Source organism: Exiguobacterium sp. TDN 0502 (genome assembly GCF_050846835.1).
Classification (GTDB): Bacteria; Bacillota; Bacilli; order Exiguobacteriales; family Exiguobacteriaceae; genus Exiguobacterium_A.
On the sequence record NZ_JBOZGJ010000014.1, the window covers coordinates 48276 to 60955 of the forward strand.

Consider the following 12680-nt stretch of genomic DNA (forward strand, 5'->3'; position numbering starts at 1 on the left):
GTAATAACTTTCCTTCTGCGTATCCTCGATTGACGTTCGATTGTAGTACATGCTACATTTATTTGTAGTGAACACTACACTTATAAGGAGGATCCTTCATGAAAGAATCTCAAGCTTCATTTGTAGACACCATCCCGAAACCTTTATTGCTCATCATTACGATCGCATTCGCTGTTTTAACTGCGTTTTCGATCATTGACTTTGGTGTACTTGGCATCTTTGCGGAAGCGACACAAAATACGGCGATGCTCCAGATTTTCGTCGACCTGATTCTTTGCGCCCTCTTCATCATCGTTTGGCTCCGCCATGATACACGTCGTACGGGACGAAGCTTTCCACTTTGGGCAATCATCACCCTCGCAATTGGTGCGTTCGGACCTCTACTCTATTTGTTGACTCGAAAATCATGACGTTCTGACACGTGCCGCATCTTCGGTACGTGTTTTTCTTAAGACAAACTTAAGAAAACGACTCCGTCTATCAACAGAATTCGACCGTATCCTAAGAGGTAGATTACAACTTAAAGGAGTTTTTACCTCATGAAGAAAGCCATCTTTGATACGATCGTCCACTTGAATGCTCGACCGGTTGTTGCGAACACACTAAAACGATTTGCAATGAGTCGCTTTAGTAAACCACTCATCCGACCTTTCATTCGCACCTATCACATTCAGACGGATCAAGCGCTGAAGTCCGTTGATTCGTTTACCTCGCTGCACGATTGTTTCGTACGCGAGTTACGTCCCGGTATGCGACCCATCGCAACCGCGCCGGATGCCTTCGTCAGTCCGAGTGACGCCGTCCTCTCCATCGTCCCGGCGTTAACGCAAGATAGTCGGTTTACGATCAAAGGACAGGACTATACCGTTGCTGAGCTGATTGGCTCAAGCGAACGCGCCCAGGATTACGCGAACGGTGTCGCCTTAATTTTCTATTTGAGTCCGACCGACTACCACCGTGTCCACTCGCCAGTCACGGGCGAAATCACGACGAGTTATACACTGGGGCGAGAATCGGCACCCGTCAATGACATGGGGCTACGATTCAGCAAACGTCCGCTGACACGCAACTATCGTCGGGTCACGCGTCTGCAAGTCGATCACCGCGCGATCGAGCACGTCATGGTCGGTGCGCTGAACGTCAATACGATCGTTCAGACACATCAAGGACGACTGCTGGAGCGTGGTGCAGAGTTCGGCTACTTCTCGTTCGGTTCAACCGTCATCCTCGTCTTGCCACCGGACACCGTCGAACTCGCACCTGGCATCGAACGTAGCGTCAAGATGGGTGAGCAGATCGGACGCTGGATATCCTGAAAACAGATTCCCTTTTCTTATAGAATCCTGAGTAGAACAGATATCCTAATTTGCTAGACTAGAGGAAACTGCTGTTCAGAGGTGACCTTCATGTCGACGCGCTTATTCAAGCGAACCTTATTAATTGTATGCTTACTTTTCCTCACGCTTTTCACGTTCTATGGTATTCAACGCGCTTCAGCAACACCTGAACCCGAACACCTCATCTTTCAGGCAAAAGGTGAATCCTGGAACGCTGTGATTCATGTCCGGCAAGTCAAAGAGCGTCCTTTATCTTACCGGGTAAGCGAGGGCTACGCCCTAACATATATCGGACAGGACCTGAAACGAATGGAACAACAACAGAAACCTGTGACTTGGTTTGTCGATAGTCAATTGTCAGATGGTCAACATGCTAAACGCTCTAGCCATTTCCAAAGCTTCATTGGAACCGAAAGAGATGGCGCCACCTTTGAGACGAGTGCCGCCTTACAAATCTTTAAAGCGAGTGACACGTACCATGTCCGAATCAAATGGGATGGTAACCGTGAAGAGCAGTTGATGTTAACGTGTATCGGTATGGAATAACTTACAAAACGGGAAAGAGGTTATATCATGAAAAAAGTTGTTTTATCATTCGCTTTCTCGATTATGACGGTATGGATATTAGTTGGTTGTAACAATGAAGAGATAATGCAAAGTACTAGTGAAAAACCGACGGCATCCGAAGTATTGAGCGAAGATGCTAAAGCAGACATTTTTCAATTCAATGATACGATCTACCAATCAGATGTAGCATGGGCAGAGAAAACCGAAGTCACTCAGAAGGAAAAAGTCGGAGAAATTAAAAGAAGAAGTTCGGATAAAGACGGTTTTGATAATGGGACTGCTACGAAGCTCTCTAAGGGTACCGTCCTATACTCTACTAAAGAAAGAAATGAGATTTTGCTAGTCAGCTTCAACGGGAAATTAAAAAAGTACGTTGCTTTAGGAGAAGGTTAATTTATCTATAAGAAAAGGCATCCTCAGCTGGGATGCCTTTTCTTTTTTAGATCATGATGATAATTGAGAAGCTGATCAGCCGTTAACGACTTTTTCAGCTACTTCATCATTCATCGACTGACGATTGATTGAGAAACGCTCGCCTTCTTTCAAGCGTTTGCGATATTCCGCTGTAGCTGTGAACAAAACATCTGTCGAAGAGTTGAGTCCTGTTTCAAATGAATCTTGCAACACCCCAATGATGAAACCAACGGCAACGACTTGCATCGCGACATCGTTCGGAATTCCGAATAAGCTACATGCAAGTGGAATCAAGAGAAGTGATCCGCCAGCGACACCTGACGCTCCACATGCACAGACCGCAGCGAGTACACTCAAGATGATGGCTGTCGGAATATCGACTTGAATCCCGAGCGTATTGACGGCAGCAAGTGTTAGAACCGTAATCGTAATCGCCGCACCTGCCATGTTGATTGTGGCACCGAGCGGAATCGAGATGCCGTATGTCTCTTTATCGAGACCGAGCTTCTTACACAATTCCATGTTGACTGGGATGTTCGCTGCAGAACTGCGTGTGAAGAATGCCGTGATGCCACTTTCACGTAGACATTTAAAGACGAGCGGATATGGATTTTGACGGACGTTGATGAATACGATCAATGGATTAACGATGAGTGCGACGATAAGCATCGTACCAATCAACACGCCCAATAATCCTACATACTTACCGAGAGAACCAAGTCCATTCTCTGTGACTGAACCGATGACGAGACCCATGATTCCGAGGGGTGCCAGTTTGATGATCCAGCCGACCATCTTAGCAATACCATCTGAGAAATTCGAGATGAACGTTTTTGTTGTGTCGGAAGCATTTTTTAATGCGAGTCCTAAGACGATCGCCCATGTCAGAATTCCGATGTAGTTCGCTTGAATGAGCGCATTAACGGGGTTGTCGACCATGTTCAAGACAAGTTTCTTAAGGACTTCGATGGCGTTTCCAGGAGCGGACAACTTCTCTGCGCCTTCTGTCAGTGTAATCGTAACCGGGAACAAGAAACTAACGACGACCGCAATCGCACCCGCTAAAAATGTACCGAGCAGATATAAGAAGACGATGGATTTCATGTTCGTTTGCTGACCTTTTTTGTGTTGCACAATCGAAGCCATAACTAGGAAAAAGACCAAAATCGGCGCGACTGCCTTTAGTGAGGAAACAAATAATGTTCCAAAGATGGTCAAAGAACTCGCTACTTCAGGAATCGTGACGGCTAAAATAATCCCTACGATCAAGCCAATCGCGATTTGTTTCACTAAACTGATTTGGTTCCACATCTTCAACAATTTCATACGTTCCCCTCCAGGCTTACAAAAAATAAGTTATTTAGAATTCGAAAAACGATGACTTCTCTCTTCTACTCAAAAGGATGAATAGTCTAGTCATTCACTTTTCTAAAAATTCTCGCAGTTTGTTGTGTTCTATTTTTGCATAAATCGTGTGAAATAAAAACTAGTTTTTTGCAAGAAATATGATTCCTTTTCCTGGATGTTAAGTGAGCATACGGATGCAATCGATTGCATAATTACAAAAAAAGTAGAAAAAGACATATGCCTCCTTCAACTTCATTATGTAAACTAAAGCTTTTTTTACGAGTGTTACTCGACCTTCCTTTACTCCTCAAGAGACGGTTGATTTTTTGCGTTTAACGATCAAAAGAACGATCACGAACAGAAACTCAAGGACCGTAAAGATGCCGACGAAGAAAAAGACGACTAACACCTGACTGATCCCATCGACAGCAATCGTGTAAAACCACAGTAATGAAATACCCGTCGTATAAAGAAGATTGATGATTGTTCCACTAATCAGACTAGCTTTTAAGCTTTTCTTACTCCGCGCCTGGCTCACGATGATGATGATAGCACCGATCACCCAGACGATGAGTATGAGTTCAAGGATAGTCTTATCGTTCCACTGTACTTCCATGTCTCTTTTTCCTCTTTTCAATGTTTTGTTGTTTCGCTTCTATAACACGGTAATCTATTCTTCATTCCAATTCTGTTTTCCTTTTATTTCCTCATACAAAAAGCATGTATTCGACTTGCGCGTCAAATACATGCTTCCCTAGTTCCTTATTTAATTGATCCGTTTGCCATCCCATCAATGATATGGCGCTGGAAAAAGAGATACACGACGAGGATCGATACGATACCGACCACATACGACGCGAACGAAGGACCAAAATCACTAAAATACTGCCCTTGGTAGTTGAATTGAAACAAAGGTAAGGTCCAAGTTGACTCATCGCGGTTCAGCAGAAGCAACGGCAAGAGGAAATCGTTCCAAATCCAAAGTGCATTTAAGATCAACACCGTCGCATGCATCGGTTTCATCATCGGGAAGATGATCTTGAAGTACGTATTGAACTTCCCGCTCCCGTCAATCGCTGCCGCTTCATCGAGTTCTTTCGGAATGACGGTTTTTACATATCCTGCGTAAAGGAACAGCGATTGTGGTACCGCGTACGTCAAATACAACAGGATCAAGCCGAATTTACTGGATAATCCGAGTCCTGACATCATCGAAGTGATCGGAATCATGATGACTTGAAACGGAACGAAAATCCCGATGATTAAAAAAATGTAGATGCCTTGAAACACACGGCTTCGATCCATCGTACGTGCTAACGAATAAGCAGCCATCGGTACAATCAGGATGATCAACGCAATCGCCGAAGTCGTGATGAGCATCGAGTTCGCGAAGTACTGGACGACACCATCCTCCCATAAACGCTGGAAGTTATTAACCGTGAATGGATCTGGCCACTCAAAGAAACCGCCGGTGATTTGACGCGTTTCTTTGAAGGAATTTAAAATCGTCAGATACATCGGTAGAGCAATCAATACGAGTCCGATGGACAAAAATAGATAGGTCGGAATATGAATGCGATCTTTTTTCATGATGCCCTCCTTAAACTTCGAACCGTTTGGACGAATTGATTTGAATGACCGAAACGATCGCGATGATGATGAACAGTACGATCGCAATCGCACTGGCATAACCGAACTGGTTATTTTTGAACGCATAGTTGTAGACAAGTAGTCCAAGGGATGTCGTCGAGCCACTTGGTCCTCCACCCGTTAACGCGTAGATTAAATCAAACGCAGTCAAACCCGCCTTCATGGCAAGAATCAAGACGATGCTGATCGCTGGTGATAGAAAAGGTAGTTCGATTTTTTTAAACGTCTGCCATGCATTCGCTCCGTCAATGGACGCCGCTTCACGAATCTCGTTCGGAATGCTTTGAAGATTCGCTAAGAAGATGACGACAGGAATCGCGACCCCTTGCCAAAGCGCAACGAAGAGTAGACCCCAGAAGGCAGTTCCTTCGTTTGCGATCAAGCTTTGCGACAGCCATTCAATCTGTAAGTATTCACCGAGCGGTACGAGACCGTAGTTGAAGAACTGCTTAAAAATCAAGCCGAGTGTGACGGTGCTAATGACCGCAGGAAAGAAGTAGGCTGTTCGAAACAGCCCGACTCCTTTGATCTTACGGTTCAATAATTTAGCAATCGCGATGCCGAGTACGATTTGACCAGCGACGAGACCAATCGTAAAGAGTAATGTAAAGCCGATGCTATCCCGGAAACGAGTGTCTGATAAAATCGAGATATAATTATCAATCCCTATGAAGTGATAGGAGCTAGTCAGCCCTGTCCAGTCGGTGAAGCTGAAGATGACACCTTGAACCAAGGGAATGAAGAAGAAAATGATTTGAAGTAAGAGTGGCACGATGATGAAGAGATAGGGCCAGTAGCGGTTGACGAATCCTTTTTCTTTCATGAGGCAACTCCCTTTCGATTATTTCATTTCATTGAAGAACGTGTTGAGATCATTCGAAAGCTTCTTCTTATCCCCTTTGTTCATATAATCCACAGTCAAATGCCAAAACTCTTCTTCCGATGGCCACTCGGAATGCAACCAGATGATTTGTTTATCCGAGAAGACGAGATCCGAGACGGCTTTTGTTTCTTTGAAGGATCCGTCTGCTTTTACAGCTTTGACGGACGTTGGTGAGCCATCCTTATCATAGTATTTCTGCATGACGTCCCCTTCCGTTAAGTACGACAAGAACTTCTTCGAAGCTGCCTGCTCTTTTTTCGATCCTGACGCTGAGACGGATAACGCCAAGTCGGCTGCTCCGACCGTCATCTCTTCTCCCGCTTGTTTTCCCGGGTATGCGAACATACTGACTTCGAAATCAGGCTGTTGGTCCCGGATGACTGGAAGTGCCCAGATGCCGTTCGGGAAGATCAACGCGTCTTGATTCGCAAACACAGCGACCGCATCGCTATACGAAGCACCGTTCGCATTCTTTTGCGTATTTCCGCTGACGAGACTCAGTTCGTCCGCGACCGCTTCAAAGTTCGGATCTCCGACTTTGATGCCATTTTTCGGGCTGTTCTTGAGTGCATCCTGTGTTTGTTCGAATCCACCTGTGACCGTCGCCCAGGCAAGTTGATGATATCCGTTCACTGTCCACGAGTCCTCTGTCGTCAATGCGCTCGCAAATGGTGTCTCGCCCGCGTCTTTGATTTTTGCGACGACTTCCTTCATCTCATCCCACGTTTTAGGTGGCTGTAGACCGAGCTCATCGAATTTCGTCTTATTATAGAAGAAGCCCCAGGCATTCGAGTTCAGCGGTAACGAGTAGACTTTCCCATCAACAGCATACGACTCGGCAGCACCGTCCTTGAGATTTCCTAAAAACGACTCTTTCGATAAATCAACGAACTTCCCGTCTGCTGCCCACCCTTTGAAATCCGCGTTTTGTGGATAGGTATGGACGATGTCCGGGACATCACCACCAGCAATCCGCGTTTTTAAAACGGTACCGGCATTGCTGACGCTCGTCAGCTTCACATCGATGTCGGGATTCTTCTTCTCGAAATCCTTAATGATTTGATCTAACGTTGCTTTCATCTCGACTTTTTGTGAAAAGAACTCAATCTCGGTCTGATCCGAATTCGCTCCCATCGTACAGCCTGCTCCAAACAATAACGAAGACGAGAGAATGCCTGCCATTCCTAATTTCATCGACTTATTCATCATGATTGCCTCCTGAATGCTCTTATATTTTTTTCAAGACATATAACCGGCTGTCAAAATCTCCGTTGACGGTTGGCGGCACATATAATCCGACGTACATGAGCTCATCTCCGCCGTAACGAGCTCCTTCTAGTTCGTAGATCGCTTGAGGATCGAGACCACTCAATTTCAGTGTCCGAATCGGTGCCGCAGCTTCACTCAAGACGGTGACATCACAGACGATGATCTCATCTTGCTCCTGTGAGATGAACATCCAAGCTGGATGATTGCTTGTGAACGCACTCTCCAACCGATAAAACGTTCCGTATTGAAGCGTACGCCGATGCGTTTTGTAAAACGCGATTTGCTGTTTGACGATCGCCTTCTCCTGTTCCGATAACCGTGTCGCATCAAGTTCATATCCGAATACACCCGCCATCGCAACGTGACCTCGCATTTCAAGACTCGTCTTGCGATGCGTTTGATGGTTCGGGACCGCAGAGACGTGTGCGCCCATCGACGAGATTGGATAGACCATGCTCGTTCCGTGCTGGATCTTCAGACGCGCGACGGCGTCCGTGTTGTCACTCGTCCATGTTTGCGGCATGTAATACAACATCCCGGGATCAAAACGACCGCCACCGCCGGAACAACTCTCGAACAGGATATGCGGATAACGCGCAGTCAAGAACTCCAGTACTTCATAGAGTCCGAGTACATAGCGATGCAACAGTTCGCCTTGCAACTCGCTTGGTAACGCGGTCGAAAAGACTTCCGTGACGTTCCGGTTGAAGTCCCATTTGATGTAATCAATCTCGACTTCGTCAAGTACAGCTGTCATCTGTTCGATGATATTGTCTCGCACCTCTTTTCGACTGAAATCCAGGACGTACTGATCTCGTCCTTTGGATCGTCCACGACCTGGAATATGGATCGTCCAGTCCGGATGATCTCTGAAAAGTCGGCTGTTTCTTGAAATCATTTCCGGTTCGAACCATAATCCGAATTGCATCCCTTGAGCATGGGCATGATACGCGAGATGTTTCAGCCCGTTCGGTATCTTTTCTTGATATTCGAACCAATCTCCGAGTGAGGAATAATCGTCATCTCGTCGTCCGAACCAGCCGTCATCCAGCACGAACAATTCGATGCCAAGAGCCGCGCTCTCCTCCATGATTTGCTTGATTTTCGTTTCATCAAAATCAAAGTACGTCGCTTCCCAGTTATTGATCAGAACCGGACGATCCGCGTCACGGAAGTTTCCTCGCGCCAAGCGCTCGCGATACAGTGCGTGAAAGGCGTGTGACATTTGCATCATGCCGTGTTGGCTGTAGGAGATGTTGACTTCGGGCGCTTGAAAACACTCGCCTGGATTCAGTTGCCACTGGAAACCGAATGGATTGATCCCGAGTTGAATTCGCGTCTGTCCATAGGGATCCTTCTCGATCGTCATTTGATGACTCCCGCTATAGACCAAGCTGAACCCGACGACTTCCCCGCTGTACTCCGTCGCCTCCGGTGAGACGATCGCGAGAAACGGATTCATTTGATGACTACTCGAACCACGTTTACTGTCAAACACCTTGATGCCTCGTGTAATCGTCTCTCGTTCCATCATCCGCTCACGCCCCCACGTACCATTCAACGTCAGACATTCCAATTGTTGAGACGGGAGATCCAGTGACAGACTCATCAGTTTTTGGATGTCATGTGTTTTCGTACCGACGTTATGCAACTGAACGGATCGCGATAAGATCGGTCGATCTCGAAAGACGGTATATGCTAGACGCAACTCGAGTTCTTCCTTTGCATCTTCTAATATCAAGACAAGCGTCTCCGCCTCTTCCTCCATTTCGACATAGGTGGCGGGAAGACCATCCAGCTTCGGTTTTCCGTTGATTCGTTCGTATGAGCGATAGCGAAAGTCTGTTACATCTGACCCATCTTCATGTTTGATTTGTTGCGCTGGTGAACGATAATCCCCCGTCCCATAACCGGGATACTCTTGCAGGAGCGTATCGAGCGAGAACAATCGATCCGTAGCATCCGGAAAGTTAGGTGAAAACGATCGATCAATCCGTGGGTATTCTCGTGCTCCATGATACGTTTTGATGGGTTGACCGAAATACTCCTGGGCGACGACCTGTCCTTCTTCGATCCGAAGGATATAGCTGTAATGACGATTTGTTAAGTGAAATATACCTTCTGTTTCGTTAACATGAATCAGTTCCAAAACCCAACCCCCTCAATTGATGACGCTTTCATTTTGAGACAAAATAAAAAGCGTTTACTAAACATATCTATAACTTAAAGTTTAGTAAACACTTTGTCAACACTATTTTCAATTTTTAGGAGATACACTTTCTCGTTTGATCAGTTGCGCGGGAATCATGAGACGGATGGGCAGATAACGTTCGCCACGAATTCGTTCCAAAGCCAGTTTGATAGCGAACTTTCCTAATTCTTCTGTTTCAACCTTCACCGTCGTTAAGGAAGGTGTTAAAAATTCAGCGATTTCGATATCATCAAAGCTCGAGATGGAGATGTCTTCCGGTATCTGATGACCGTTTCGCTGGAATGCCCGGTACACACCGACTGCCATCGGATCACTGGCGACGAGTACCGCGGTGACCTCCTGGTGTTCAGCCAGCTGCTCCCCTAGACGAAGTCCTTCGAGTGTCTTCCATTCCCCAAGCAGCCCATGTATATGCTCAGACAACTCTTTTTGTTTCATCCAAGAGACGTACGTCTGATAGCGATCCTCTTCTTCACTCATGAACGACTCACCGTTCTGATTCATGATGACACGATGGCCACCGATGAACGCGATCTGCCGATGACCGAGCTCATAAAAGTACTCGAGACTCGCAATCGTCGCACTTTTAAAATCAGAATAGACGGCATCAAACCGTGCATCTGCTTGGGAGTCATCAATCACGATGATGTTCGGATTTTTTTGATATAAGACTTCTAACATGTCTGGCGCAACGGTACCTAGCACTAAAATCGCTCCTAGATGATTCAATCCTTCGAGATCCGCCTTTTTTTCAGATAGACGAATGACCTTATTAACATTTACTTTTTGGCGTTCTGCTTCACTTTCGATGCCGCGACGAATTGCCCTGAAATAAGGGTCATCAATTTCTTGTATTTCGTTGACCGTCGTCACCAAGCCGACGGTCGCAATCCGCTGGTTATACGATTTTTTTTGCCGCGGACTATAGTTCAATTGTTTTGCCGTTTGCAATACCTTATCTCTGGTTTCTGGACTGACTGATAACTTCTCATCCGCATTCAACACACGCGAAACCGTCGCAATCGACACACCAGCTAATTTTGCCACCTCTCGAATACTTGCCATGATTCCTCACTCCTCTGAACAATAGTAAAATGTGAACTCATTTTACTAAACAAATAGACTTGTTTCAACACAAAGAAAAAAGCAGGCGAATCGCTCTGCCTGCTTTCGTTCATCCAACGATTCCTGTTTACTCGTGTTCAATCATCTAAACGATCGAGATCGATGTCTTTCATTTTCCTAACCCGAACACTTTCCTCCTGACCGATTTGATCGGTCTCTTTCAAGCGGTGCTGAACGACGAGCAACACTAACACGATCGCGGAAATCACACAAATCGTCGCATAGTACGGTTGCGCGACGCGCTCGAACTCTAACGCTGATAGCACATGTAAGATCGTCAATCCCGCAAGCATGCCGTGAAAATATCGCTGATAGTTGCGCAGCATTCCCGGCTGACCGAACGTCTCATACCAGACGTATAAGCCAAGTCCGAACGCGAGACCGTTCAGGATCGGCGAAGGCAGGAGAAATAGAAGGATGCCGAGACCAAGCATCCACCAGGCATAACGAATAGCTGGCTTAAAGAAAGCAGGATCGAGCGTCGGTTCTTCTTCCTCGATGACAGGCGTTGCTTTTTCCTCTTCGGTCAAAAGTCTAAAACCAAGTGCTTCTTTCTCTTCTGCTAACTCGAGCATCCGTTTCTTCATTCCAAAGTAGAATGGGAACTGTTCTTTGATGACCTCCCCTTCATCCGTTTGACCATCCGCTTGTTCTTGCACGGATACCTGATACAGCGTGCGCCCCATCCGGTAACTGACCCAGTAGTCGGTCGTTTGACCATTATTACGCTTGAGTTCAATCACCTTCGTTTGTTGATTCGTCATGATATGTGATTCCTTTCGTCGCAAGTTCCTGTAATTGTTCTGACGCATACAACAGGAGAATGAATCCTGAGATGAGACAGACCGCTCCGTTAATCGAGAGATTGATTGGTGATAGATAGTTTTTTGATGAGCCCGCTAACGCGAATAAGAAGAGTCCACCAGACCAAAAATAGAAGCGAGCACGTGCTGATTTTCCTTCGAGATCACGCGGCCAGAACAGAGTCAGAACAACGAATGTCACATATCCTGGAATCGGTAAGCTACCTGTCAGCGTCAGTAATCCACTGAATAAGATCAATAGAGCGCTTAAAATACGCAACTTTATGATTCGTCGGTCGGCTCGAAAATCCATCGCTTCAGACAGAGCAAAAGGTGACCGGATGTATCCATCGTCTAACTTTTCACGGACCCACGTTTTTTTCTGACGATACGCGAGGAACGGATTTTTGAATACGATCCACTTCGTTGCGGACTCTTCATTCCTTTCCACCATATCCTCGCCATCGATTGCCTGCTCTTTTCGGGCAACACCTTCCCGGCAGAATAAAGTACGTCCCTCTTGGTGAAAGACGATGTGATGCACACGATCGTCGATTTGTTTGACTAATTGAATCATGATTTGTGCTCCCTTTATCTTACTTTCTAAATTCCTATAAGTCTCACCAAGCTGCGCTGACAGCGTATAGTATGAACAGTCCACCTAAGACACAGACGTAGCCATAATGTCTGACGGTCAACGAACAAAATAGGATGACGCCAATTGACAAAATGATACTGAGTACGAATGAATCTACCGTGTCGACACTATCCCCGTGTCCTTCTAACGGTGTCTTTTTCGCATGCTTTGAGCGGATGAAATAAATGCCTAACGTCAACAAGAATATCCCGACACCAAGTCCAAGAAACGATATTACCATAGACGTCTCCTCCGACATATGTATTCTTTGAATATGTTTATTTCATGAAGTTATTATACAACTAATAATTACGATATTTTCCTTTATTAAGTTTCATTGAAAAATTTTCTATGTATGATTTTTTCTTTTATATCTTCTTTTTTACAAAAGGAGTGCAGCACTACGTACGCTTCCATCGCACCAGTCTGCACTCCT

General features: G+C 45.8%; 14 protein-coding genes. 4 read left to right on the forward strand and 10 right to left on the reverse strand.

The window, feature by feature from the left end; genetic code table 11:
- Positions 1-98 precede the first annotated feature (98 nt).
- The 4 genes from ACRPK8_RS13305 to ACRPK8_RS13320 all read left to right on the forward strand — a co-directional run bounded on the left by ACRPK8_RS13305 (position 99) and on the right by ACRPK8_RS13320 (position 2297).
- A complete protein-coding gene (locus ACRPK8_RS13305) occupies positions 99-410 on the forward strand; it encodes a DUF2834 domain-containing protein (RefSeq protein ID WP_347355610.1) in 312 nt (103 codons plus the stop codon).
- 129 nt (positions 411-539) lie between these two features.
- Positions 540-1316: a phosphatidylserine decarboxylase gene (locus tag ACRPK8_RS13310; RefSeq protein WP_373954384.1), complete on the forward strand. Its 777-nt coding sequence runs from the start codon at positions 540-542 to the stop codon at positions 1314-1316.
- Positions 1317-1646: 330 nt separating this feature from the next.
- The gene (locus ACRPK8_RS13315; RefSeq protein WP_347355612.1) at positions 1647-1883 is read left to right on the forward strand and encodes a hypothetical protein; all 237 of its coding nucleotides are present in this window, start codon (positions 1647-1649) and stop codon (positions 1881-1883) included.
- A gap of 27 nt (positions 1884-1910) precedes the next feature.
- The gene (locus tag ACRPK8_RS13320; protein ID WP_069940533.1) at positions 1911-2297 is read left to right on the forward strand and encodes a hypothetical protein; all 387 of its coding nucleotides are present in this window, start codon (positions 1911-1913) and stop codon (positions 2295-2297) included.
- A 75-nt stretch (positions 2298-2372) separates the two neighbouring features.
- Here the strand turns inward: ACRPK8_RS13320 and sstT are convergent, their stop codons facing one another.
- From sstT to ACRPK8_RS13370, 10 genes are all read right to left on the reverse strand, one after another.
- Positions 2373-3644 (reverse strand): serine/threonine transporter SstT, encoded by a 1272-nt coding sequence (gene sstT, locus ACRPK8_RS13325; RefSeq protein WP_069940532.1) that lies wholly within the window; start codon positions 3642-3644, stop codon positions 2373-2375.
- A 328-nt stretch (positions 3645-3972) separates the two neighbouring features.
- Positions 3973-4281, reverse strand: a complete 309-nt coding sequence (locus ACRPK8_RS13330; protein ID WP_347355614.1) for a hypothetical protein — start codon at positions 4279-4281, stop codon at positions 3973-3975.
- Positions 4282-4427: 146 nt separating this feature from the next.
- Entirely contained in the window at positions 4428-5255 is an 828-nt protein-coding gene (locus tag ACRPK8_RS13335; protein WP_432238643.1) for a carbohydrate ABC transporter permease, read from the reverse strand.
- A gap of 10 nt (positions 5256-5265) precedes the next feature.
- Positions 5266-6138 carry a carbohydrate ABC transporter permease gene (locus ACRPK8_RS13340; protein WP_029341502.1) on the reverse strand — a complete coding sequence of 291 codons (873 nt, stop codon included), beginning with the start codon at positions 6136-6138 and terminating at the stop codon, positions 5266-5268.
- 18 nt (positions 6139-6156) lie between these two features.
- Positions 6157-7404 (reverse strand): extracellular solute-binding protein, encoded by a 1248-nt coding sequence (locus ACRPK8_RS13345; protein ID WP_069940528.1) that lies wholly within the window; start codon positions 7402-7404, stop codon positions 6157-6159.
- A gap of 22 nt (positions 7405-7426) precedes the next feature.
- The gene (locus ACRPK8_RS13350) at positions 7427-9610 is read right to left on the reverse strand and encodes an alpha-galactosidase (protein ID WP_373954811.1); all 2184 of its coding nucleotides are present in this window, start codon (positions 9608-9610) and stop codon (positions 7427-7429) included.
- A 114-nt stretch (positions 9611-9724) separates the two neighbouring features.
- The gene (locus ACRPK8_RS13355) at positions 9725-10744 is read right to left on the reverse strand and encodes a LacI family DNA-binding transcriptional regulator (RefSeq protein WP_347355616.1); all 1020 of its coding nucleotides are present in this window, start codon (positions 10742-10744) and stop codon (positions 9725-9727) included.
- A gap of 137 nt (positions 10745-10881) precedes the next feature.
- Entirely contained in the window at positions 10882-11568 is a 687-nt protein-coding gene (locus ACRPK8_RS13360) for a hypothetical protein (RefSeq protein WP_347355617.1), read from the reverse strand.
- The gene (locus tag ACRPK8_RS13365; protein ID WP_347355618.1) at positions 11540-12184 is read right to left on the reverse strand and encodes a hypothetical protein; all 645 of its coding nucleotides are present in this window, start codon (positions 12182-12184) and stop codon (positions 11540-11542) included. The genes ACRPK8_RS13360 and ACRPK8_RS13365 overlap by 29 nt, the downstream gene beginning before the upstream one ends.
- Before the next feature lie 43 nt (positions 12185-12227).
- Entirely contained in the window at positions 12228-12485 is a 258-nt protein-coding gene (locus ACRPK8_RS13370; RefSeq protein WP_347355619.1) for a hypothetical protein, read from the reverse strand.
- Positions 12486-12680 lie beyond the last annotated feature (195 nt).

Coding starts and splice junctions, on each gene's coding strand:
- ACRPK8_RS13370 (WP_347355619.1), bottom strand. CDS start 12,485: ATGGTAATATCGTTTCTTGGACTTGGTGTCGGGATATTCTTGTTGACG.
- ACRPK8_RS13320 (WP_069940533.1), top strand. CDS start 1,911: ATGAAAAAAGTTGTTTTATCATTCGCTTTCTCGATTATGACGGTATGG.
- ACRPK8_RS13330 (WP_347355614.1), bottom strand. CDS start 4,281: ATGGAAGTACAGTGGAACGATAAGACTATCCTTGAACTCATACTCATC.
- ACRPK8_RS13340 (WP_029341502.1), bottom strand. CDS start 6,138: ATGAAAGAAAAAGGATTCGTCAACCGCTACTGGCCCTATCTCTTCATC.
- ACRPK8_RS13315 (WP_347355612.1), top strand. CDS start 1,647: ATGGAACAACAACAGAAACCTGTGACTTGGTTTGTCGATAGTCAATTG.
- ACRPK8_RS13345 (WP_069940528.1), bottom strand. CDS start 7,404: ATGAATAAGTCGATGAAATTAGGAATGGCAGGCATTCTCTCGTCTTCG.
- sstT (WP_069940532.1), bottom strand. CDS start 3,644: ATGAAATTGTTGAAGATGTGGAACCAAATCAGTTTAGTGAAACAAATC.
- ACRPK8_RS13365 (WP_347355618.1), bottom strand. CDS start 12,184: ATGATTCAATTAGTCAAACAAATCGACGATCGTGTGCATCACATCGTC.
- ACRPK8_RS13310 (WP_373954384.1), top strand. CDS start 540: ATGAAGAAAGCCATCTTTGATACGATCGTCCACTTGAATGCTCGACCG.
- ACRPK8_RS13360 (WP_347355617.1), bottom strand. CDS start 11,568: ATGACGAATCAACAAACGAAGGTGATTGAACTCAAGCGTAATAATGGT.
- ACRPK8_RS13335 (WP_432238643.1), bottom strand. CDS start 5,255: ATGAAAAAAGATCGCATTCATATTCCGACCTATCTATTTTTGTCCATC.
- ACRPK8_RS13305 (WP_347355610.1), top strand. CDS start 99: ATGAAAGAATCTCAAGCTTCATTTGTAGACACCATCCCGAAACCTTTA.
- ACRPK8_RS13355 (WP_347355616.1), bottom strand. CDS start 10,744: ATGGCAAGTATTCGAGAGGTGGCAAAATTAGCTGGTGTGTCGATTGCG.